This window comes from Bdellovibrio bacteriovorus, assembly GCF_002208115.1.
GTDB lineage: Bacteria > Bdellovibrionota > Bdellovibrionia > Bdellovibrionales > Bdellovibrionaceae > Bdellovibrio > Bdellovibrio bacteriovorus_C.
Window position 1 is genome coordinate 2,465,488 of the sequence record NZ_CP020946.1, and the last position, 23,319, is coordinate 2,488,806.

At 51.3% G+C, this 23,319-nt stretch carries 21 protein-coding genes; 7 read left to right on the forward strand and 14 right to left on the reverse strand.

Going from position 1 to position 23,319, the window contains the following annotated elements:
• Window positions 1-103: 103 nt before the first annotated feature.
• A complete protein-coding gene (locus B9G79_RS11810) occupies window positions 104-1,741 on the reverse strand; it encodes a hypothetical protein (RefSeq protein WP_088565680.1) in 1,638 nt (545 codons plus the stop codon).
• The gene (locus tag B9G79_RS11815) at window positions 1,728-2,384 is read right to left on the reverse strand and encodes a hypothetical protein (protein WP_088565681.1); all 657 of its coding nucleotides are present in this window, start codon (window positions 2,382-2,384) and stop codon (window positions 1,728-1,730) included. Before B9G79_RS11815 ends, B9G79_RS11810 begins: the two co-directional genes overlap by 14 nt.
• A gap of 154 nt (window positions 2,385-2,538) precedes the next feature.
• Here B9G79_RS11815 and B9G79_RS11820 point away from each other — a divergent pair, with 154 nt between their 5' ends.
• Window positions 2,539-4,140, forward strand: coding sequence for a tryptophan halogenase family protein (locus B9G79_RS11820; protein WP_088565682.1), 1,602 nt, complete (start codon window positions 2,539-2,541; stop codon window positions 4,138-4,140).
• Here the strand turns inward: B9G79_RS11820 and B9G79_RS11825 are convergent.
• Window positions 4,137-4,751, reverse strand: a complete 615-nt coding sequence (locus B9G79_RS11825) for a tRNA-uridine aminocarboxypropyltransferase (protein WP_088565683.1) — start codon at window positions 4,749-4,751, stop codon at window positions 4,137-4,139. The two genes, B9G79_RS11820 and B9G79_RS11825, sit on opposite strands and share 4 nt — an antisense overlap.
• 182 nt (window positions 4,752-4,933) lie before the next feature.
• On the opposite strand from B9G79_RS11825, the gene B9G79_RS11830 reads away from it, so the two are divergent.
• The gene (locus B9G79_RS11830) at window positions 4,934-5,557 is read left to right on the forward strand and encodes a hypothetical protein (protein WP_088565684.1); all 624 of its coding nucleotides are present in this window, start codon (window positions 4,934-4,936) and stop codon (window positions 5,555-5,557) included.
• Here B9G79_RS11830 and B9G79_RS11835 read toward each other — a convergent pair.
• Together B9G79_RS11835 and B9G79_RS11840 are read right to left on the reverse strand one after the other, a co-directional pair.
• Window positions 5,554-6,834, reverse strand: a complete 1,281-nt coding sequence (locus B9G79_RS11835; RefSeq protein WP_088565685.1) for a trans-sulfuration enzyme family protein — start codon at window positions 6,832-6,834, stop codon at window positions 5,554-5,556. The two genes, B9G79_RS11830 and B9G79_RS11835, sit on opposite strands and share 4 nt — an antisense overlap.
• A gap of 65 nt (window positions 6,835-6,899) precedes the next feature.
• Entirely contained in the window at window positions 6,900-7,574 is a 675-nt protein-coding gene (locus B9G79_RS11840; RefSeq protein WP_088565686.1) for a glycerophosphodiester phosphodiesterase, read from the reverse strand.
• Window positions 7,575-7,641: 67 nt separating this feature from the next.
• On the opposite strand from B9G79_RS11840, the gene B9G79_RS11845 reads away from it, so the two are divergent.
• Genes B9G79_RS11845 through B9G79_RS11855 form a run of 3 tightly spaced genes read left to right on the forward strand, consistent with a single transcriptional unit; the run spans window position 7,642 to window position 11,113 of the window.
• Window positions 7,642-8,208, forward strand: a complete 567-nt coding sequence (locus B9G79_RS11845) for a YaeQ family protein (protein ID WP_232468618.1) — start codon at window positions 7,642-7,644, stop codon at window positions 8,206-8,208.
• Window positions 8,205-8,924 carry a pseudouridine synthase gene (locus tag B9G79_RS11850; RefSeq protein ID WP_088565688.1) on the forward strand — a complete coding sequence of 240 codons (720 nt, stop codon included), beginning with the start codon at window positions 8,205-8,207 and terminating at the stop codon, window positions 8,922-8,924. Before B9G79_RS11845 ends, B9G79_RS11850 begins: the two co-directional genes overlap by 4 nt.
• Window positions 8,925-8,974: 50 nt before the next feature.
• Window positions 8,975-11,113 carry a hybrid sensor histidine kinase/response regulator gene (locus B9G79_RS11855; RefSeq protein ID WP_088565689.1) on the forward strand — a complete coding sequence of 713 codons (2,139 nt, stop codon included), beginning with the start codon at window positions 8,975-8,977 and terminating at the stop codon, window positions 11,111-11,113.
• On the opposite strand, the gene B9G79_RS11860 is transcribed toward B9G79_RS11855, so the two are convergent.
• The 3 genes from B9G79_RS11860 to B9G79_RS11870 form a co-directional block, all read right to left on the reverse strand.
• Window positions 11,110-13,701, reverse strand: a complete 2,592-nt coding sequence (locus B9G79_RS11860; protein WP_232468619.1) for a PAS domain S-box protein — start codon at window positions 13,699-13,701, stop codon at window positions 11,110-11,112. The two genes, B9G79_RS11855 and B9G79_RS11860, sit on opposite strands and share 4 nt — an antisense overlap.
• Window positions 13,702-13,771: 70 nt before the next feature.
• On the reverse strand, window positions 13,772-14,701 hold the full coding sequence (locus B9G79_RS11865; RefSeq protein WP_088565691.1) for a PA2778 family cysteine peptidase: 930 nt from the start codon (window positions 14,699-14,701) through the stop codon (window positions 13,772-13,774).
• Between the two features lies 1 nt (window position 14,702).
• On the reverse strand, window positions 14,703-15,065 hold the full coding sequence (locus B9G79_RS11870) for a PA2779 family protein (RefSeq protein ID WP_088565692.1): 363 nt from the start codon (window positions 15,063-15,065) through the stop codon (window positions 14,703-14,705).
• 174 nt (window positions 15,066-15,239) lie between these two features.
• On the opposite strand from B9G79_RS11870, the gene B9G79_RS11875 reads away from it, so the two are divergent.
• Window positions 15,240-16,094, forward strand: a complete 855-nt coding sequence (locus tag B9G79_RS11875; RefSeq protein WP_198298005.1) for a hypothetical protein — start codon at window positions 15,240-15,242, stop codon at window positions 16,092-16,094.
• Here B9G79_RS11875 and B9G79_RS11880 read toward each other — a convergent pair.
• From B9G79_RS11880 to B9G79_RS11895, 4 genes are all read right to left on the reverse strand, one after another.
• Window positions 16,091-17,290, reverse strand: coding sequence for a DUF7453 family protein (locus B9G79_RS11880; RefSeq protein ID WP_232468620.1), 1,200 nt, complete (start codon window positions 17,288-17,290; stop codon window positions 16,091-16,093). The genes B9G79_RS11875 and B9G79_RS11880 overlap by 4 nt on opposite strands.
• 41 nt (window positions 17,291-17,331) lie before the next feature.
• The gene (locus tag B9G79_RS11885; protein WP_088565695.1) at window positions 17,332-19,077 is read right to left on the reverse strand and encodes a substrate-binding domain-containing protein; all 1,746 of its coding nucleotides are present in this window, start codon (window positions 19,075-19,077) and stop codon (window positions 17,332-17,334) included.
• A 126-nt stretch (window positions 19,078-19,203) separates the two neighbouring features.
• Complete coding sequence (locus tag B9G79_RS11890) at window positions 19,204-19,470, reverse strand: nuclear transport factor 2 family protein (protein ID WP_088566873.1); 267 nt, start codon at window positions 19,468-19,470, stop codon at window positions 19,204-19,206.
• Between the two features lie 48 nt (window positions 19,471-19,518).
• A complete protein-coding gene (locus B9G79_RS11895; RefSeq protein WP_157678777.1) occupies window positions 19,519-19,842 on the reverse strand; it encodes a hypothetical protein in 324 nt (107 codons plus the stop codon).
• Window positions 19,843-19,963: 121 nt separating this feature from the next.
• Here B9G79_RS11895 and B9G79_RS11900 point away from each other — a divergent pair, with 121 nt between their 5' ends.
• The gene (locus tag B9G79_RS11900; RefSeq protein WP_088565697.1) at window positions 19,964-20,236 is read left to right on the forward strand and encodes a hypothetical protein; all 273 of its coding nucleotides are present in this window, start codon (window positions 19,964-19,966) and stop codon (window positions 20,234-20,236) included.
• 2 nt (window positions 20,237-20,238) lie between these two features.
• On the opposite strand, the gene B9G79_RS11905 is transcribed toward B9G79_RS11900, so the two are convergent.
• Window positions 20,239-21,513, reverse strand: coding sequence for an aminopeptidase P family protein (locus B9G79_RS11905; protein WP_088565698.1), 1,275 nt, complete (start codon window positions 21,511-21,513; stop codon window positions 20,239-20,241).
• A gap of 64 nt (window positions 21,514-21,577) precedes the next feature.
• Window positions 21,578-23,257 (reverse strand): glutamine--tRNA ligase/YqeY domain fusion protein, encoded by a 1,680-nt coding sequence (locus tag B9G79_RS11910; RefSeq protein WP_088565699.1) that lies wholly within the window; start codon window positions 23,255-23,257, stop codon window positions 21,578-21,580.
• Window positions 23,258-23,319: the final 62 nt, after the last annotated feature.

A 23,319-nucleotide genomic window follows, 5' to 3' on the forward strand; every position in this document is an offset into this window, starting at 1 on the left:
GTTTTTCCAGGATTTAAGCAAATTGTTTGCCCCGTAAAACAGACGTCAGCTCAGATATAGGAATTCTGACAAGACCCGCCCTGCCCAAGAACTGAGCGTGGGCCTATTTTGGGCCTATCTTAGGAACGACCTGGGATTTTAAGACCGGATTGTGGACGATGCTAAAATCGACAATGTCCGGCCCCTGAAGCTCAATTTGTTCTTTCCGTCCATAGGCGCGCAGGAACAAATGCCCCTCATCACTCAGTTGCCCATGCATCTTGAGACCTTGCAGGTATTTGATTGAACGGCCGGGGATTTTAAAGTCCACGGCTTCTGTCGTGTAAGTCGTGCGCGAGTTGTATTCATCCAGCTCTTCATAGAAGGACTTAGCCACTCGCAATTCGCCTGTGCGAGTCAGCAGGAACAGATCCTCGTAAAGCACTCCTCCGGTTCCCTGCTGCCAGCCGCGGGAATCCTGCAGCCCTTCCGGTTTTTTAAACCAGTCTGAAAGGTAGGCATCATGAGCCAAAAGCCACGCATCCCCTTCTGTACTCAGGAAAACACTGTCCCCGTATTGCGCCAGAAAATAGCTTTCAAAGGCCGGATACTTGGCGATGTCTTTGGCGGGAATCATGTCCACCAGTTCAAACTTCATTTTGCCGGGCAAAAGTTTTGAAACCTTATAGACGCCGCCATCAGTTTTAAACGTGTGACGGGTACGATTAAATTCCCCCGGGATGGTGATTCGGGCGGCATCCCACACGGGCAGGTCCGGTCCAATCAGTTCGGGGTTGTAGTCCTTGAAACCTTCCCGGAAGGACCAACTGTATATATGCCCTTTGTTTGAAAAAAGAATCAAACCGCTGTTGCGCGGATTAAATGCAAGACGAAGAATTTTTTCGCCGGCGGAACGCAATTTCGTTTCTACCGGAGTGAATGTTTTTGCTGTCGCATCCACCACATAAACCTGCCCTCGGCGTCCCAGCGCCATCAGCACATCGGTCTTTTGCGAGACCTCCGCAGGCAGCTCATTAAAGCGGCTGACCAACACGGTCAAAGCCGATGACATCATGTATTCCCTGTCGGCCGGACTCAAACCTTTGCCGTAAAGAGCCAGCCCCGCTTGCAGCAGAACCTCGTAAGAATAGGCCCCGGCATCCTGCTCGGTGGTGTCAAACTTAGCATCACACCCACCCGTGGAAAATGGAATATCCCCACCGCGGCACTGAACATGTTTGGGAGAATAACGGACTGAGTGCCTTGCCTCATGAATCAGGGTCGAGATGGCTTCCAAAGGTTCAGAACCAAAGAAGTATCCGCCCAGATAGATGGACTGCTCTGAAGACATGTTATAAGCAATGGAGCCGGTCTGATTCAAATCCAGATTCAGCTTGCGTGAATTCTTGGCGACATAGCCCAGCAGGTCCCCCAGATCGTGCTGAAAACCGGGCAGCCAATCCGGCGGAGCCTCGATACGCAGTTGATCCATCAGCAAAAGAATCTTTCCCAGCTTTGCACGGTAAGAATCATCACAGGCTTCCGTCCCTTCCGGAATGACCAGCGAAACTTTACGCGCCAGCTCGTGGTACTTTTCTTCTGAAGGACAGGAAAGGTTTTCAATCACATTCACACTGTTCACAGATTCTGAAGCCTGCTCCAGACTGAATTCCGAAACCTCGGGCATCCACCGGCCGCCAGCAAAGCCCGCCACCATCGCAAATGAACACAAGCCCCAGGAAAGCCATTTAGCGCTTTTCACGCAAGGCCTCCTCGACGATTTCAGCTTCGGATTTAACAGACAAGCCCACAACGCGGGAATCCAGCCGACGATAGTACGCCTGTTTTTCCGAGGGACTTAAGGAGGATTTCAGGTTGCGAAAGACCTGACGTTTGATGATCCAGTTTTCTTCCGGATTTTCCAGAACCTGACGATAGAAAGTGCGAAGCTCCGGAGCCATCACCGAACTGGGCGCCCGACGAAGAGGCGCTTGCTGCCCCAGGGCTTTTAAAATACCCAGACGCTCAACCATCACCGCGCGATGGTATTTTTCAACCCGGGGATAAGGTTTGGCGAAAAGGCCGCTGATCTTTTGCAGATCCTGCGGATTTAATTTCTGAAAGACCTTCTTATCAAAGAGCGCGCTAAACAGGGCGCCCCCCTTCAGGGTTTCAAGGGCGCGGGGTTGCCATTGCGTTGGCGTTGCCATCTTCACGGGTTCTGGGATAGAGGGTCCCCCCGCCACCGCTTGGCCTGGCTTTAAAGACTTAGGTTGCACCCGTCCCTGCGGCAGTTCTGCGCGCAAAGGTGGCAGAACCGACCGGCTTTTTTTTCCTGCCCAGAAACAGGCAGCAAACAACAACGTGGCAACAGTGAGATACCCCCACCAGGAACTTTTCTTCATGGGAGGCTTATCGGTATTTCAAGATCGCAATATCACAGGCGAAGGTCCTGAATGACTGTTCTTATTTAAGACAGTTCCGGTAGTTTTTTCCGGCCCAGGAACGGTCCATCTCTGAAGTTGCAAATGACTGAATTCACGGGCAGATTAGCGCCCTATGAAAACACTCTCCGAACACATCGAAAATGCTTTTGACCTGTCCTATCTGAATTTCCCCAAATGTCCGCCAACGGACATCAAAACCATCGGCATTTTGGGCGGAGGCACCGCCGGCTATCTGGCGGCCCTGGCATTGGCAAAGTACCATCCGGAAGTGGAAGTCACCGTCATTGAATCCAGCAAGATCCCGGTCATTGGCGTGGGCGAATCCACCACCACTGAGATTGTACCCTTCCTGCACCGCGGACTCGAGATCGATCCGGTGGAGTTTTTCCGCGAAGTGGAACCAACCCTGAAGTTTGGTATTCACTTTGAATGGGGCTGCCCGGGTGATTACAAATTCAACTTCAGCTTCTTCGCCGGTCACCAGTACGAATCTTACTACTACGAAAACGATATCAAAAATTCCAACTGGCCATCCGTTCTGATGAACGCCAACAAGATCCCGGTCATTCGCAACAAAAACGGTTCTTTGACGTCCTTCCTGCCAAGCATCCCGTTCTCTTACCACATCGACAACAAGAACCTGATCCGCTTCCTTAACAAAGAAGTCAAAAGCCGTGGCATCGAGATCGTTGATGCCGAAGTTCATGAAGCCAAACTGGACGCCCAGGGCAATGTCGCTTCCCTGGAATCCAAAGAAGGTCACAGCCTTTCTTATGACTTGTACATTGACTGTTCCGGCTTCCGTTCCAAACTGCTGGGCCAGACCCTCAAGACCGAGTTCATGCCGTTCACCGACACTTTGATCACCGACCGTGCACTGACCTTCGATTTGCCGAACAAAGACGTGGTTGATTGTTACACTTCTGTGATCACCATGAATAACGGCTGGTGCTGGAAGATTCCAATGCGCACGGAAGATCACTATGGTTATGTATTCTCGTCCAAATTCTGTGACGAAGAAACAGCCCTGGCCGAAGCCCGCGCGCGCTTCGGTCACTTTGAAAAATACAAAATGGTTGAATTCCGTTCCGGCCGACACAAGCAGGCCTGGGTGAAAAACGTGTTTTCTCTGGGGAATGCTTATGGCTTCATCGAGCCTTTGGAATCCACGGCCATTCAGACCGCCGTTCACAGCATCAATGTTCTGTGCCGTCTGATGCCAAAGTCCCTGGAAGATCAGATTTCCATCAACGGTATCAACAATGAAATTGCCGTGACCTGGGACACCTTCCGCTGGTTCGTGGGCATGCACTACAAGTTCAACAAAAAACTGGATACACCATTCTGGAAACACTGCCGTGAAAAAACCAATATCGGCAACGCACAGACCGTGGTGGATCTGTTTAACCAAAGACCTCCGCTGAGTGCCGGAAACTTCGGATCCAATTCCCAGTTCACCGCCACGGAAGCTTTGGTGTTTAACAGCTACAGCTATGACACTTTGATCTTTGGGCAAAAAGAGGTTCACAAACCTCTGACCGCACCGGAAATGAGCAAAGAAGAATACTTCAGCAAGCTAAAGTCCTATGAAGAGCTGACCAGCCGTTCACTGTCTTTGTTTGAGTTGTTCAAAGGAGATCATCTGATGGAAGATGGAATTCTGGAGCAGCTCTTCAATGACACTGACACCTGGATCATGGAAGCCGACGTCTAAGTCGGCTTCGGCAGAACTCCCCGTCCCATCAAGGTTCTTTTTAATTTTTCCTGATACAAATCCATCAAGGCCCCACCGACCTCGGGGCCTTCCGCCACATAAAAGGCCTGCGCAATCGCCTGCAAAGTCGCCATACCTTCTTCGGTCGTTTCCGCCCGCAGGTGGTGCTGGGACTTATTGGGCGCACTGATCATCACACGCGGAATGCCGGCAATCTCAGGATGGCGAGTGTTGACCTTACTGGCCTGGCGCCAGTTTCCATCGGGGACAATCAACTGCAAAGGCCTTGGGTCTTCGGCCATGAAGTCAGCATTCAGTTCGCGGGCGTCTTCCGACGGGAAAAACAAAACCGTGCGGTACTGCGGCACCAGCACATCAGCAAGGCTCAAAGGCTCTTGGCTGTCCCCGCGCACCCGCATTTCACTGTTGATCAAAGACTTGATCGCCAGACGACCGGTGTTGGTGGTGCGTTTCAGTTCTTTGGCGTGAATCACCAGACACAAACGGGTGCGGGATTGCAAACGCGGTATCAAACTGCAAAGACACAAATCCCGATGCAAGAAACATTCGGGGCAAGGATCTTTGGTTTTACGTTTGCGCTGTGGGATCATTCCTTCACCTTATTTTTTCACACTGCCCGCAAAGGCCGCCGTGATCAACAAATTGACACACTCCTGGGGCAAAAAATCCCTGAGCCGGGCTCTAATTCCAACTGAAAGGGCTCAGCTGGTGGCATGGGCTTGGCATTTCCCTGTCATGGATGAATATTTAAGCCTCTTCCAAAGGATGAACCATGAAACTGCTCGTTGTTTTCCCTGCTCTGATCACCCTGCTTTTGGCTTCCACATCCTTTGCGGAAACCCGCCTGCAACCCAGTGCCGAAGGCCACCTGATTCAGGGAAAAGCGCCGGTCTCTACCCAGATCTCGGCGATGGCTTTTTATTCCCCGGCTTTCACCTTTAATAAAAAACTGGATGCTTCTGTTTGTAAATTTGCTGAAGACCGTATGAGCCCCGCAGGACACGACCGCACCCTGGTCATAAAAGCCCAGCGCCAGGAAGACGGCAGTTATGCGGTGAAAGTTCCAACAGCCGGCCAGCGTGGCGCCTGCCCGTATGTTCTGACTTCCGTTTATCTGGATTTGAATGACACCAAGGTCAGCCAGAACTTAAGCCTGTCCACTGAAAAAGAAATCCAGCAGACACGCGATGCCCTGTCTGACGTCACTGAACTTGATCCGGTCACTCCGTTTGAACAAGTCAAAACCATTTACTGCGAATTTGAATCGGAGTTTGAAATCGGTCTTTGCCATGTTGACGACGGTCTGCCAGAGATGAGTTACCAGATCTCTGACACGGCCACCAGCTACATTCTGGATGTGAAGGACGCATCCCAGCGTCCGCCCCGCGAATTCTAGATTTTTTTCAGGGCCTCGCTGAGGTCCTCAATAATGTCATTCACGTTTTCAAGACCGATACTAAGGCGGATCGCACGCGGATCAATACCGCTGTCGCCGCGCTTGTCATCCGGAATCGCCGAGTGGGTCATAAAGCCCGGAACCTCGATCAGGGTTTTTGTCAGACCCAAGCTGACCGCCAACGTGATCGAGTATGAATTCTTGGCGATATCATCGACAAACTTCTGACACTTTTTCATGTCACCTTTAAGCTGGAACGAAATCATTGTACCCGGAGCAAACTGACCTTCCGGGGATTTCAGATATTTTTTGGCCAGCTTGTATTGCGCATGACTTTTCAGACCCGGATAAGTGACGCTGGCCACTTTCGGATGAGCTTCCAGGAATTTTGCCACTGCTGTTGCTGAAGCCTGCTGCTGTTCAAAACGGATGGCTTGGGTGGAAATACCGTACACCAGAATGTGCCAGGCTGAATACGGATGGATGATCGCACCAAAATCTTTGCGGGCCACGCGCAGGATGCTTTCATGCGCTCTCGGGGCAATCACCGCCCCGCCCATCTCGGTACCGAAGCCGGAGATATTTTTGGTCAGACTCTGAATCACAAAGTCCACGTTCCATTCCACCGGACGCAGGGCCCATGGTGTCGCGAATGTGTTGTCCACCACTGTGTAAATCTGATTGTCCTTGCCACGTTTTTTATTGGCCGCTTTCACCAGGGACGTGATCTTTTCCAGATCAGCGATTTCCAAAATAGGATTGGATACAGATTCAAAGTACACCACACGCGCGGCAGGGTCCGCCAGTTGCTGCTCAAGACTTTTGAAGTCATTCACGTCCATCAAATGCGTGGAAATATTCAGTCGCGGCAACCAGTTCGTCAAAAGACTGTAAGTGCATCCGTACAAAGTTTTATGGGCAATGACCTTTTGACCGGAAGAAAGAAGTGACATCAGCGTGGAGGCAATCGCCCCCATACCACTTCCGAAGGTAACCGCGCACTCGCCTTTTTCCAGAAGAGCCAGTTGGTCTTCCAGCATTTTGGTGGTCGGCTCTTCGAGACGGTCATAGATCCAAATCGGTTTTTCCTCGCCCTTTTGCGCGCCGAAAGTGCTAAAGCCTTCTGCCCCCCGTTGCAACGACTCCAGACGGAACGTCGTTGAAGCTGTCATCGGTGGAATCAAATGATGAGAAAACTCCCAGGATTTGGAAAGGAACTCACCGTGAATGGCCTGCGTGCGCGGTGATTTGGATTTGGCCGTCTTTTTTTTGGTCATGGGACCCCCACAAAATGTATGGGAATCACTAGAGCACAGGTTCTAATTGAAGGAAAGCTCTACTCTCAGGCCCACGACGCAGCGGTAAATGGAACGTCTGTGCCCAGGCAATCCACGCCGATACGCTTCATTTTCCGGAAGGTCGCTTCGTCATTGGCATTCCAGGCCGTGACCGTAAATCCCGCCGCATGGCATTCAGAAACCAGTTGCTGATCAATCCAATTCACGCTTAAGGAAATCCCCTGCGCCCCGGCGCTTTTCATAATTTCCACGGGATTCAGTGGCAAACCAAAGAGCAGACAGGTTGTCCGGATCGAAGAATGATCCCGAAATTCACGCAGCCAGCGATGGTTGAAAGAAATGACGGTCAGTTTTTCAGACAAAAAATTCTTGCTCAGCAGTTCCGCCAAAGCTTTAAAATTCCCCGGGGACTTCACCTCGATCTGCAACTGGACTGGAGCGTTTTGAAAAAGCTCCAGAACCTGCTCCAACCGCGGCAGCGGGTCGCCCTCTTTTGTGCGAACCTTTGACAGGTCCGCCCAGGTGCAGGCATCCAAACGGCCCGTGCTGGTGGTAGTGCGATCCAAAGTGTCGTCGTGATGAACCACCCAAACGCCGTCCTTGGATTCATGGATATCGAATTCCACGGCCGCGACGCCGGATTGCAAAGCAAACTCAAAAGAACGCAAAGTGTTTTCTGGCGCCCGGTCCCGAGCCCCGCGATGTCCCATCAATTTCATGGCGCCATTGAATCAAAAAAACCTGTATCGGGGCAATCTTTTCTCGCTTTCACTGGGGAAAACTCCTATGCTACGCCCCATGGCACAACCCTCCAAACTGTACCGGTTTCGGATTGATCTTTCCGACATCGACCGCGGTATTTATGAACAGCTTGATTTCCGTCTGGCGATGCATCCGTCGGAATCCATGCCCTATTTGCTGACGCGGGCTCTGGCTTATGCCTGCAACGTTACCGAGGGTCTGGAGTTTTCCGCACAGGGTTTGGGTGATCCCGAGTCCGCAGCCCTCAGCCACAGTGATGCCACCAGCGGCAGAACTCTTTTGTGGATAGAAATTGGAAATCCCAGTCCGAAAAAACTGCACAAGGCTTCAAAAGCCGCGCAAGCCGTCAAAGTTTACACTTACAAAGACGCCTCCCAGATACTGCGCGATTGTGAAAAAGAAAATGTGCACCAACCCGAAAAAATTGAAATCTGGCAGTTGGATGACAAATTTCTGACAGCCCTGGGGGAAGAAAGCTCGCGTGAGTTCCGCTTTGGCTTGATGGTGCAGGACGGTTCGCTGACCGTCTCCCGCGGCGAAGAAATTCTGAACAGTGAATTTAAAAGGTACTATCTGAAAGATCCCGCATGAGCAGCGAAAGCCCTTTGAAAATCATCTATCAGGATGAAAACTTTTTTGCCATCGACAAGCCGTCAGGATTCTTTGTGCATCCGCCGGAGCTGTCTCCGTATCCCGTTCCCAAAGAACGCATTTGCCTGTGGCACTTGCGCAAGATGTTCAGAAAAGACGTCTTTCCGGTGCATCGTCTGGATGCGCCGACCAGCGGGATTGTCCTGTTTGCGATGAGCCGTCAGGATGCGCGTGAACTCAATTTTCTTTTTGCGGAACGCCGGATGCATAAAACCTATCATGCCGTGGTACGCGGTTTTGTGCCCGCGTCCGGCAGCATCGACTTGCCTCTGGAAGTCGATGAAGGACAAAGCATTGTCGAAGCCCAAACGGTGTTTCACAGTCTGGCACAAGTGGAACTTCCCTATGCAGTAGGTAAAAAATATCCGACTTCACGCTACTCTCTGGTTCAGGCTCATCCGGTGACCGGCCGCTGGCATCAGATTCGTCGTCATTTTGACCGCATTGCGCACCCGCTGTTGGGAGACATCGAACACGGTGATTCTCATCACAATCGCTTCTTCAGAGACACTTTAAACATCAAAGGACTGTGTTTGAAGGCAACCAAGATCGAAATGGACAGCCCGTGGAACGGAAAACCCGTCGTCATTGAGGCTCCGCCGTGTGAAAAATGGGATCAAATTCATAAGCTGTTCTCTTGGCAGCCTCCAACATGAAGCCGATGCAATTTGCCTAAAGAACACCGCCCTTGTAATATCACAGACAAATGGCGAACAAAGCGGATCTTCCATCCATCACATCGAACAACTCCAATTACGAATCCCTGGATTTGGCTGTTCGAAAAATTGATCTTATCTATCGCCAAAGCATCAATGGCGTGATCGTTATTTTCGCCAATGCCGCCGCCTTTCTGTATATTTCCTGGAACAATGTATCTCATGCCTTTTCCCTGACTTGGGTGGCGGTACTGCTTACTTCCGTGTTGATTCGCCTGTCCATGTTGTATCGCTGGAAACGCGTAAAACCCACCTTGCGCCACGTGGATGAAACTCACTTCTGGCATCGCGCCATGTGCGGACTGCTGCTGGTTTCCGGGCTTTGTTGGGCGGCGGTGGGTTTGGTGGCGCCTTTTGGTTCGACCCCCCAGCAGATTCTGACCGCCCTTCTGGTGTGTTCGATGTCTGCAGGGGCCATGATCACTTATGTTTCTTCACGAGTCGCCATGATGTGTGTGGTGGCACCGGCAATGCTGGGTTGGGGAATTGGGTATGTGACATCGGGACAACCCCATCATCTGTTGGTGGGAATGCTGGTGATGGTGTACTGCGGTCTGATGATTGTCATGGGTAAAAACCTGAATCAGGCGATCATCAAACTTCTGACCATGGACACCAGGCTGCAAAAGAATGAAGAACATCTGCGCATGTCCATGGCATCTTCCGATGCTTTGACCTGGGACTGGGACATGGCGACGGACAGTCTGCACTGCGAAGGAAATGCCTCGTTGTTCCCCGATGGCACTGAACAACTGAAAGCTTTGCTGAAAGAAAATCGTCACGCCACTCTGGAGCTTGATACAGAGGCGATCTTGACCGACACCTTTGGCTCCGCCCGCCACGTGGCTTTGAAGGGGCGCTTCTATCGCAACCCCGACAATGTTCCTTACCGTGCCACTGGGATTGCCTGGGACATCACCACGAAACGCAATGAAGAGCTTTTGCGCCGTGAACGCGATCTGCACGAAGCGGCCAACAATGCAAAATCCGTTTTGCTTGCCAACGCCAGCCACGAAATTCGCACTCCGCTGGCGGCCATTCTGGGATTTGCCGACACCCTTTTGCGCAATCCGCATCTGGATGAACAAAGCCGCCGGGATGTTCAGTCCATCCACCGCCAGGGGAACTTTATGGCCTCTTTGGTGAATGATCTGCTGGATCTTTCAAAAATTGAAACCAACCGCCTGTACATCCAAAAAGCCCCGATGAATCCCGCGCGGGAACTGGAAGACTCTTTAAGTGTCATTCGGTCGGCTCTGGAAGATCAAAAACATGACATCCAGATTTACTATGAATCCCAGATCCCTGAAATCATCGAATCGGATTCGGTGCGCTTCCGTCAGGTGCTGATCAACCTTTTATCCAATGCCGTGAAGTTCACCCATGAAGGAGCGATCACCGTGCGCGTGGCTTTCTATTCAGACATGAACAACAGCGGGCATCTGACAATTTCTGTGACAGACACCGGGATGGGCATGGATGAGGCCACTCAAAAAAACCTGTTCCAGCCTTTTGTGCGCGGGGAAAGTGCCGAGGTTCAGCGCGTGCAGGGCTCGGGTTTGGGGTTGGCCCTTTCAGAACGTCTGGCGCGCATGATGAACGGCCGTCTGCGCCTGGTGAATTCGGAACTGGGCAAAGGCAGCACCTTTGAACTTTCCCTGAATGTCGGACCGGTGCAAAATCTGAAACTTGTGGCCCCTTCCAAACACAAGATCCAGGCTTTGGACCGCGTGAAGATCGCAAAGGAAACCGGCTTCCTGAAAGACCGCCGGGTCCTGGTGGTGGACGATTCTGAAGATTTGCGTGTGCTGATGAACCGCTATCTGAAAAAGCAAGGTGCCGACGTCGACACCGCTGAAAACGGAGAGGAAGCCGTCAACAAAGCCATGGCCAACCCTTTTGATGTTATTCTGATGGATATCAAAATGCCGGTCATGGATGGCTATAAGGCCACCACCCAGCTTCGCACCAAGGGTTACACCCGTCCGATTGTGGCCCTGACCGCGCAAGCCAGCGTGGAAGGTCAGAAAAAATCGATGGAGTACGGATTCGACGGATACTTAAGCAAACCCGTCGACATGAACCTGCTGAACGATATTCTGACCCGGGTACAAGGGCCACTGAATTAAAGTTCCGCATCACGCGAAGACTGTTGTTTTGAAAAATCCAGACTGAGCACACGTTTTAACTCGGCCCGATCCAGGGGTTTTTGCAGATACCCGTCAAACCCCGCAGCCAGACATTTTTCCCGATCCCCCTTCATCGCATGGGCTGTCAAAGCCACAATGGGTCCACGATATCCTTGTGTGCGCAGTTTTTTAAGCGCCTGGAAGCCATCCATCTCGGGCATCTGAATGTCCATCAGAATCAGACTGAAGGGTTTCTCCAGCGCCTTGCGCACAGCTTCGGCCCCGTTGGCAGCCGTCTGGATGCGGTTTTCCGGAATCCCTGCGCGGATGATAAATCTTTTAAAAAGTTCCCGACTATCCATGGCATCGTCCACCACAAGAACGGTTTCCACCTTGCGGGAAGATGCCGGGATGGAGTCGGTGGAGGTCTTTGGCACATACACACGTTGAGTCCCTGTGACCTCTTTGCCTAAAATGGAAATCAGGAAGCTGCTGCCGATCCCCGCGGAACTGGTGTTCAAAATCACATCCCCGCCCAGCAGACGCGCAAGTTTTCTGGACAGAAACAGCCCCAGTCCCGTTCCCCCAAAACGCCGCGTGGTAGAACTGTCGGCCTGGGAAAATGGTTGAAATAAATTGTTTCGCTGTTCAGCGGAAATCCCGATGCCCGTATCAGTGACCAGGAATTCGATGCGTTGATGTCCACCGCGGCGCCTGCCGTTGCGTGAGCGGGCCTCCATTTCGACGTACCCGGAATCGGTGAACTTGATGGCATTTCCGATCACATTAATCAGAATCTGGCGCAGCCGGGTGGGATCTGACTGAATCTTTTGCGGCAAGGACCCCAGACGCAGTCGCAGCTCAATTCCCTTTTCCTCGGCCCGGCCACGCAGCAGATGGATCACATCATGCAAAAGATCCGGCAGATCAAAGACAATGCTTTCGATCTGAATGCGCTCGGATTCCACTTTCGAAATATCCAAAATCTCATCCACGATATGCAGCAGTTGCTGCCCGTTGCGCAGCACTGTCTCGACAGCTTCTTTCTGTTCTTCGCGCAAACTTTCATCTTCTTTCAGAATTTCAGCAAACCCCAGCATCGCCCCCAGCGGGGTGCGAATCTCGTGACTGACATTGGCCAGGAACGCCGTCTTGGCCCGGCTGGCCTCCTGCGCCCGATAATATAGCCGGGAATTTTCAATCAACACCGCCAGCCGCCGGCCAATTTCTTCGGCCATACTTTGATCAATCGGAGAAAAGTGCCGGCCGGGCGTGGTCGAAATCAGGCTGATAACCCCCAGTGGTTTTTCATCCCGCAACAGGATCGGCACTGTCATAAAGGCTTCCGCATGAATCGGGCGTTCCGTCAGGGCGGCCTCGGGACCGAAAGCGGACTTCAAAAACTGGTCCAAATCCACCCCGTTGATGATTTCTGTTTTGCGCGATCGAATCACACTGGCCGCCCCATAAGTGCCGTCCCAGCGCATCGGAAACTTTTCCCGCCAGCTCTGAATAAATTCGCTGTCTTCGGAATTCTTGGCGGCGATCTGGGTGTGGGAAATCTCAAGCCCCTCTTCATCCATTAGATCCACTATGCAAATGTCCGCCAAAGTCGGAATCGATTTTTCAGTGAAGGCTTTTAAAATATTATCCAGATCAAATGACTGGGTCATGGCGAAGGTCAGATCCGACAAAAAACCCATCTGCTGGGCACGAAGTTCAGCCGCACTGCGAGCGATTTGCTCTTTCACCAGAATGGCGCGCTGTCTTTCCGCTTTTTTCAGTTCAGTGATGTCCTCGGAAGCACCCAGCAAGTACTGAGGCCGTCCTTCTTTGTCAAAGACCGGAATCTTGCGCGTGTGCAGATAACGTACGCCGTGGGTGGTATTGATTTCCTCTTCGGGAATGTCGACAATTTTTGATTCCTTTAAAACATCACGGTCTTTCGCAGTAAAAAAATCAGCCTGTTCCTTGGGAAACAAATCATAGTCATTTTTCCCAATCAGCTCAGACCGGGGAATACCGATCAGATCCTCACCCGCCTTGTTGAAACGGACGAAACGCAGATCCCGGGCATCCTTGACAAATATCATGTTCGGCATGTTTTCAAAAATCGCCGACAGAAAAGACTCTGATTCCACCAATTGCCGGGTGCGTTCAGCCACGCGCTCTTCCAACAGAACTTTGGCCTCCTCAAGCTTTCTTTCGCTTTCTTTTTGTTCCGTAATGTCCTGAACCAGAGTGATCACAGTGCCGTCTTCAAACATCGTCAGACCCAGGCGCACCGCCACCAGATGTCCGTCTTTATGAATATACTCCTTTTCAAAAACCGGAACAGAACGCTGGGTTTTCAGAAGCTCTGCGACCTTCAGGCTCTGCTCCAGATACTTGGGATGGGTCAGGGTTTTCCAATTCAGCCTCCCCGCCTTCAGGTCTTCACGGGTATAGCCGACCATTTCCAAAAAATAGTCGTTCGCATCCAGGATCTGACCGTTCATGTTCGTGGAAAGGATGCCCACCATTTTTGAATCAAAAATGGTCTGATAGCGACGTAACAGTTGATTGTTCTGTTCCTGTTCTGCTGGCATCAAAGCTCCCTACCCTATGGTAAAAGAGCTTCCCGCAACCGTCATCGCCCCCTCAAAAGGCTGTCAACAATCACGGTCCATCCAGAAAGGACTGCAGATGTTTCGCGTAAAAATCTTTTGATTCCGGGCCCACCCAGCGCAAAGCCTCTTGGGCGCTTTTGCGTGCGGCGGAGAACTGCCCCACAGCGGCCTGTGCCATTGTCAAATTATACCAGGCCACGGCAGATTCCGGTTGCAGGGATGTGGCTTTCTGCAAATGACTGATGGCTTCTGAATACTGTTTTCGCGAATAATGAATGTTTCCCAGCCCCACATAAGCCGCCAAACTTTGCGGCCAGCGTGCCAGAATACTTTGATAGGACTTTTCAGCTTCGGCACTTTTTCCGACTGATTCCAACGCCGCCGCCGCCGTAACGTGCGCTCGTTCAGACGCCGTGACCGACAACTTGCCCGGAGGCAGCACCACCAACCCCCAATAATCCCCAAGCTTCCAGGAGCGCTCAAATTTACGAATGTCCCAGCGTTTTCCCGCTTCCGGTCCGGAGTGCATGATCACTTCTTCGCTGCCGGGATCAAAGCCGTAGACGATGGCATAATGCCATTGGGGAAGCCAGCTTAACGCCAGATTTTCAAAAACAATCACCGGATGCCCCGCCCGCACTTCGCGCATCAGATTCTGCACACCCGTCACCGGCAAGGCCATCATGCCCTGACGACGGGCGCCGCTTATCATGTCTGTTTGCAAACTGCCTTTCATTCCCGGCGTGTAGACCTGGGAGGTCACCGTCGACACAGACACACGGCTTCCCGCCCACTGCAAAGCCATGGTGAGTGTCGCCGGGCCACAATGGCCTGCGCTTTGTTCAACAAACGGCACACCGGCTATTTCTGTTTTTTGCGGAACCAACGAATGCAGATTCAACGAATCCACCTGCGGAGTTGTGCTGGCACAACCCGCAGTCAGCAGCAAAATTCCTGTTATCTGCCAGATGAATTTCATCTTAGATTCGCTTAATCAGGAAGATGATCAAGACCACAATGAGGATGGTCACCAGAATGTCGCCTCCGGCCTTGGCTTCCTGCACCTGTTTTGAAAGGTCATTCAGCTCGGCCACGGACAAGCTGGCCAAACGCTCAGACGCTTCGGCAGGCGAAAGGCCGCGTTGAATCAGGGCTGCCTGAACATCCTCGCGGCTCAGGAAATCCTGCACCTGAGCTGTGGCCTCCTCCCGGTTCAGCTCTTCAATCAGCGTCGTGGTGGGAATCATGCGGTTGACCTCGGCGAAGGCCACGGCGGGCGCCTGGGAAATGAATGCCGCCATGGAAAGCGCACAAACTGATTTAAAAGGTTTAGAAAACAACATAGAGCAACCTCCTTGTTCAGTCCTATTATACTAAATTCCCCTGCAAAGAGCGGCAAAGATCCCCGCAGTAATTTGCGAAGTGGCAATAAGTCGTTTTTCAGAGGGGAATCGTCAAAAGAATCGACAAAAAACGGAAATCAGTTTCTCTGTCAGAGACGTGCTATTCTTAAGTCCATGATCAAGGAACTATGGCATTCATTCCCACGTTTATTGGAACAAAAGATCAATGCCCTGCTGGACGAGGCGGAACCCACTCCGGCCAAAGCCTTTCAGCTATATAAAACCTGCCAGAATGAAGGTCTGTGGAACGAGTCCTTTGAAAAGTTCTCGGACCGTCTGGAAGATTTTTTTGCCATCGCCCGCAGCGAACGCCGCAAATCCCATATGGATCAACTGCTCGACCGCCCGATGAGCATGGCCGTGTATGAAGGTTTTCATCTGAATTTCCGCAGCGGTCTGGTGAACAGTCATTCAGTCATGAACATTGTCAGTTGGGCCCATAATCTGATGCGTCTGGGACATAAAACGGACAGCGCGGTGATTTCCAAGGATGTCCTTGGCAAGACCCTGCACTATATCACTCACCCGCCGTTTTTTGAAAAAGCCGAAAACATTGATTTCGATGATTTTTGCGCAGCCTGGAAAAAAACCGTCTTCAGCCTGTTCGGAAAAAAGCACGACGCTGAATTTAATGCCATCGTAAACGAACTGCGCTGGCTGAACACTCAGCTAAAAAGTGAAGAGCAGGCGATCAAAAAGACCGGCTTTGTGCCGACCATCTATCTGACTCAGACAGAAATCGACTGGACCGAAGCCGTCGAAAAAGCCGTGACCCTGAACCGCGAAATCCCAAAATTCCCGCTCTCACGAGGGCCGGAAAAACAAAGGCTGATAGATCTGGTCCGAACTATCAGCCTTTATAAAATCGTGCAAACAAGCAAGCATCCGGAGTTTTCAGAGCAGCGGGATAAAATCCGCGCCACCATCCTGGATCGCTGTGCCTCGCTGTTGCGGGAATGTGCCCGTTAAAGACCGGCCGGAGAAATGCGATAAACCGCGTCTCCGGTGATCTGATTGTCGGTGGTGGCAACCACACAGGCAAAGACCACTTCATTCTTTTCGTTGATATCGATATCCCCGGCAAATCCCGGGAAGTCTTTTCTTTGCAGAATCTGTCCCGGCCCCAGATCCGTCGGGATGCTGTCGCCCTCGCCGATCAGGCGTTTGATACCGTCCTTGGAGGCCACATAGATGCCGCGCAAGCCTTTTTCATTTTTCGCACGGAAGGCCACCACCCCGTTGGAATTCACTTTCGGAGAGAACAGCTCAAGTTCTGAGATTCCGTTTTGGCCTTCGCTAACCAGTGCCGTCTGGCTGCCATTTTCCCAAAGGATCAGTGACTTGGCGTTGTTCTTGTCATACCCCACGAAAGCCACCAGGCCGTTTTGAGCCATGGTCACTCCGTTACCAAACCCAGTGAATGGAGAATTCACGTCGCCCTTGTTATCCTGAGCCACGATGATCTTGTCATATCCCTGCGGCGTTGGCTTAACCAGCAGGATCTGATCGGATTGCTCGTTGCCGATTTCACCGCGTTCACCCACACGAACTTTGAACGCCCAGTGCTTTTTATCATTCACGGCAGGTTTGAACAAATACGCCGAGGGAACTTCAAAGTTCTTCTGACCTTCCCGGGCAACGGTTTTCAGGCCGCCATTAACTTCATAAAAGCCGCGCTCAAAATCGGTGTCCATGCCTCTGAAAACGGAAGTGCCGTCATTCAGGGTTTGAACATAAGCCATAAAGACCATTTTATTGGCAGGACCTGATAATTTCTCGACGGTTGTTCCTGACTTCGTGTCGAACACGAAAAGACCGTCACTCATCACCTCGGTGTATGGGCTGAAGGTGATTTCTCCACGATCATTCACCGTCGGATCAGAAACATAGCGGTCTTCCGGGGCTACATAGACAACCTGCCATTTGCTTTCATTCCTGGCCTTGTACCACACCGCCTGATTCGGAGTGCCATCCACGGCCATCAGCTTGAAAGTCACATCGCCATGGTTATTGATGGAAGGTGACGTGTTGCTGAGGTAAGTCAACGGCGGCAGGTTGTATGCGTTTCGATAGTGTGCACGCACCTGCATCTCGGGCGCTTGATAGGAAGGCAAAGCCCAGCAGGAACTCGCCACAAAGAACAAAGACAATCCCAGTGTTTTCATAGAAACTCCATTTTCCATGAAAATCATATGTCGAAAAACTGCTACAAAGCAAAGATGTTCCAGTCTTTCAGGTTGTATTTATTAAGAATCTTTTCCAGCTTTCCTGACGCGCGGTGAGTCTCAAACCACTGATTCAGGATCAGCGGAAGTCCCCCGTGCTCAGGATCTTTCGGGTGCCCCACAAGCACCAGCGCATTATAGCCCGCCAAAGACGTGGGTTGAATTTCAAAGCTCAGCAACTGCCGGCGCAGCATATTGTAGCGAAGGACATTATAGTCCCCCAAAGCAAGATCCACGCGTCTTTCGGCAATCAACTTGGTCATGCGGTCGCCGATTTCACCGCCGGAAATTTTAAGAGACCGATTGAAATCCGACGGCGGGAGGTGCATCGGTTTTTCATGGGCCAACTGAGCAAAGACGATGCGTTTATCCGCCAGCGAATCCGAATCCACCAGTTGAAGCTTCACCCCCGGCGTGAACAGGGCTCCGGCCAGACTCATCCCCAGCTTGGGCCCCACAATGCGCAGATCCGGTGTGTAGCGAACCTTTGAAATAGGACTGATCACAAAGTGAACCTGCTGACTTTGCAAAGCCGGCAGCAGCTTTTCACTGGGCAGGCTGACAATCTCCACTTTCAGATTGTTTTCCTTCGCAGCGCTTTCAAGAATATCATAAAGATATCCCGACCATCCTGCCGGGCCCATTTCGCAAAGATACGGGCAAGACGGAGTCAGACCCACTTTGATGATAGCGCCCCTTTTTAGCTTCCCGACCTTGGCCTCTTTGATAAGCAGATCGCGCAAAGACTGGAAGCGGACCTTTTCTGTCGGCCGCCCCATCCAGCCGGGATAATCTTTCAGGGATTCCGATGTCACCGGAAATGTAGGAATGAATTTCACCGGCTCCACTTTGCCTGACTGGAAAAAATGCATCATGGTTCGCGCGGTTTCCCGCCCCAGCTCTCCACAGAACTGAGCCGAATCAATCACCGTCATTTTTTTGTTTTTGATATTTTCAATCGAGGCCGGATCCCCGTCCACGGTCGCATGAACAAGTTTTTTATGCCCTTCATCCCACAGGGTTTTCACAATAATCAAACCACCGCCATCATTGTTGGTGAATATCACATCCACACTGCCGCGCTTGAATTTCTTCAGATATTCCTGCGCCGCCTTCAGACCCCCGACAGGCTCCACCGCTTCAAAATGCCCGAGCACGGTGAACTTGCGGTTGCGACTGCGAAGGGCATCAAAAAAACCATCCATGCGCTCAACGGTCGCAGACACCCGAAAGTATTCAAACGGCACAATCCTCAAAACCTTTTCCGGAGGAAATTGACTGTCGATGTAAAGACCATTGTCCCATCCGGCCTGATAGTTGTCGCTGCTGATGTAGGAGGTCATCTTGGCATTGACGACATACTGGTCATAGACAAAGACCGGAATATTTTTACGGTTGGCATCCTGAACCCCACGACTGAGAATTGTGATATCGGCAGGCTGGAGGACGATCGCATCCGGCGCGGATTTCACGGCCTGATCCAGTTGCTCGATTTGTCTGAGCAATCCCTCACGACCTTCCCCCGCCACATAGGGAGTCAATTTTATTTTGTTTTCCTCGTTGGCCTTATTGTACGCATTGATCTCTTCTTCAAACCCCTCGCGCATTGCAACCTGGCCGGGAATCTTCATGCTCCAATACAAAACTGCCACGTTGTAGGTACGGGCCTGACTGACTGCGGAAGCCAGAAAAAGAAATGTAAAAAAGGAAAGAGCTAGGGTGTTCACACACTGATTCTATAAATCGTGCTTCGGTTCCACCAGCTCTCACCTTGTGGACGTCTTGATGATTTCGCAAACTTAATCAGCAGGAGTGCTGATACTCAAAGGACTCACATCAAAACACGAGTTAACTCACATCCTATAGAAAAACTCTTCTTTGACAATTTTGCCGTCCTTCACTGTATACAGGGCGACCTCTTCCATTTTTATCCGCTTGTTGGTTTTCTTCTCGGTCGCGTCCATTTTATAATGAACTGCAAACCGATCTCCGAATGGAAAAGGACCTTCCACTTCAATTCCGTGCATTTCCATCTGCTCGTCAAAGTCCTTCATGTTGTCGCCCTTCTTGCAAAGTTCAACCAGCTTCTTACCTACGTTTAAAGTTGCGTTTGATTCCACAATTCCTCCTGGGAAGTTTGTGGGAACTATAATCCCCCCGCCCGTCATCTAAACAAATATGTATCTGAACATCGTTCCTGTTTTTCCGCCCATGGAACATTTCTCTTGCCAACTGTTACGGTCATCGACACTCTTGATGTCGAGCAACACGCCTGTATACGGCGCCGCTTTGATTGGACTGGTATAGGTAAATTGAAGAATGAACGCACAACCTAAAAAGACTCGCTCGCACTTTAAAGAAGATGGCGACGAAAAAACCAATGGCATGACCACACCTGTGACACCCGCCCCAGCCCCCAACTTGGCCTCTGTGTTCAAATAGTGGACAATCCTTTTTTCCATCATTGCTGTTTCCAATGTAGAAACAGGCAATTACTGACTTCCTGTCTAGAGACTGAAGGCTGTCAAAACAATGGGCCCTGTAGTCCCCCTATATTCACGGAAGCACTCGGCACAGCTTTGCAATAGGACTTTTCTGGAGAGAGGGGGATGCATGCGTAAACGCTATATCGCGCTGATCGTCGCGGCTTTCATTGTGGCAATTATACTGACTCGTCCGAAGTGGAATGTCGAGGCTGAGCCCAGAGGATCGGCAGCGGGAAGTTCCCCTGCTATTGAACATGCTCCTTTACGCGAAGGAGATGAGAAGGCCAATGGTTTTGACACTTCCATGGAGGCCCATGAGAGTGTCCCAGAATTAGACGCCGACTATGACACTCACAAATGGTCTTCCTGGCTTAAGGCAGGCCAGGAGACCTCTTTGTAAAATCACTTCGAAACGACGTTGGTGAGGCTTTCGGCCTCACCTTTCGTGATCAGGATGTCGTCCTCCAGACGAACCCCGCCAAAGGACTTCCACTTTTCTGCCTCGGACCACTGAATGTGGTCTTTGTATTTTTCGCGGATTTCCTGATCTTCGATAAAGGCGCGCGCGAAATAACAACCCGGTTCGACAGTGATCAGATAGTTTTCTTTCAATTCCAGATCCACGCGCAATCGTGCGCCATAGTATCTTTGTGGATTCAAGTTTTCTGGATGACCCGTGTCGCGCACTTTCAGACCCACCAGGTGCCCCACGCCGTGAGGATAGAACACGGAAATCGCACCGGATTCCAAAGCCGCATCCACCGAGCTTTTCCAGATCCCCCACTGCTGCAAACCTTCCGCAATCACGCGGGCGGATTTCATGTGCACGTCACGCCACTGCGTGCCCGGACGGCACATCGCCACTGAGGCCTTGTAAGCTTCGTGAACCAGATCATAGACGTCTTTTTGTTGCGGGGTGAATTTGCTATCGACCGCATAGACACGCGTGATATCAACACAATAGTCTTCCACGTCAGCACCGGCATCGACTAGAACCAACTCTCCGGAAGCGACTTTCTTTTTGGTCGGCACTGCGTGCAGAATTGCTGCATTTTCACCACTGCCCACGATCGAGCCATAAGGCATCTTGTCAGCACCCGCCATCAGCACGGCATTTTCATAGTGAAGTTGCAGTTCACGTTCCGTGATTCCCGGACGCAGGGCATTTTGCAGTGCCTGATAGCCTTTGTTCGCCATATCCGCAATCTGACGAATCAGCTGAACTTCGTGGGAATCTTTGCAACGACGAACCTGATCCAGCCTGATGGAAAGTTCGCGGGTTTCGGCTTCAAAGGTCTTTTCAGAAGTCTGCCCCAGATGGAAGACACGCTTGTACGCCCCACCCTGCAGTTTCTTTTGCAAATCCACCAGAGTGCTTTCACATTCGAAATTGCCTTCCGCACCTTCCCAGACGATATCCACGGGACTGAGCGGGCGCTGATGTTCGATCCAGCCTTCGCTCAGGGAATAAGCCATCACACCCTCATCACGGCGATGTCCGGTCAGCCAGAAATAGGACGGATGAGGAAGGAAATCATACGTCTGATCCAGACCACCAGGTTTCTGGACCGCTTCACCACTGTGAACCAGCACCAGATCCTGTGGCCCCAGCAGGCTTTTCCACGCTTCAGCCACTTTACCCTGACGGGTTTTATATACATTTTCAGCAAACAGCATAAACGACCACCTCTAAAACAAAGGCAGCCTTGAGGCTGCCTTCATCGTTTGATTTTCTTATTTCTTAGTGACTGGAAGCGAGTTCAACAACCCGGTTGAACACCAAGGCCCCTGGCTTGGAGTCCTTGCTGTCCAGGCAGAAGTAACCCACACGCTCGAACTGGTAGCGGTTTTCAAGTTTTGCGTCTTTCAAACCTTTTTCCAGTTTCGCGTTTTTGATCACCTTCAAAGAGTTCGGATTCAGATTCACTTTGAAATCCTGACCTTCCGGCACGTTTTCCGGATCTGCCACTTTGAACAGACGCTCGTACACACGCACTTCCGCATCCACACAATCCGTCGCAGAAACCCAGTGAACGATACCTTTCACCTTACGGCCATCGGCTGTCGGTTTGCCACCCAAAGTCACCGGATCGTATTCACAGCGAAGCTCAACAATTTTACCGGCAGCATCCTTGATCACGTCCTTGCACTTGATCACATAAGCATTGCGCAGACGAACTTCCTTGCCCGGAGACAAACGGAAGTAATCATCCGGTGGATTTTCCATGAAGTCCGCCGCATCGATGTACACTTCTTTGGTGAACGGCAAAGAGCGGTTCCCCAGCTCTGTGTTCTTCGGATGCACAGATGTTTCGATAAACTCTTTATGGCCGTCCGGAAGATTCTCGATCACAACTTTGATCGGATCCAGAACCGCCATTGCACGATGAGCTGTTTCATCCAGATGATCGCGCACACAGCTTTCCAGAATATCGTATTCGATGATGCTTTCAGATTTCGCCACACCAATGCGTTTTGCAAAACGACGGATGGATTCCGGAGTATAACCACGACGGCGAACACCGGAAATGGTTGGCATGCGCGGATCATCCCATCCCGAAACCAGCTTTTCTTTCACCAGTTGCAAAAGTTTGCGTTTGCTCATCACCAGATAAGTCATGTTCATGCGCGCAAACTCATACTGATGAGGTTCGGCCGGCACCGGAACATTCTGAACGCACCAGTCATAGAACGGACGGTGATCCTGGAACTCCAAAGTACAGATGGAATGCGTGATATGCTCCATCGCATCGGACAACGGGTGAGCATAGTCGTACATCGGATAAATGCACCACTTGTCACCCGTACGGTGGTGATGCGCCTTGCGAATACGGTACAACAACGGATCACGCATGTTCATGTTCGGTGACTGCATGTCGATCTTCGCACGCAGAATATGCTGACCTTCCTCGAACTCCCCGGCACGCATGCGGCGGAACAGATCCAGGTTTTCTTCAACAGAACGATTGCGGAAAGGAGAGTCCTTGCCCGGAGTCGTGAAGTCCCCGCGGTTCTTGCGCACTTCTTCTTCGTTCTGGGAATCCACATAGGCTTTCCCGTCTTTGATCAACTGTTCAGCCCACTGATAGATCTGTTCAAAGTAATCAGACGCATAGTAAAGGTGCTCACCCCAGTCAAAGCCCAGCCATTTGACATCTTCCTGGATGGATTCAACGTACTCAGTTTCTTCAGTTTCCGGATTGGTGTCGTCAAAGCGCAAATGGCAGCGACCCTGGTATTCCTGAGCCAGACCAAAATTCAAACAGATCGACTTGGCGTGCCCCAGGTGCAGGTATCCGTTCGGCTCTGGCGGGAAGCGTGTGACCACTTCGCCTTTGACTTTGCCAGTCTCAAGGTCTTTTTCGATGATTTGTTTCAGGAAATTAGGCGCATCTACAGGTGTTTTATTGGGCTTGCTCATAGTGTACCAGTACACTCCGCGCCCTGATTTCTGTCAAGTCTGGGAGGGTCTTAACTGGCTCT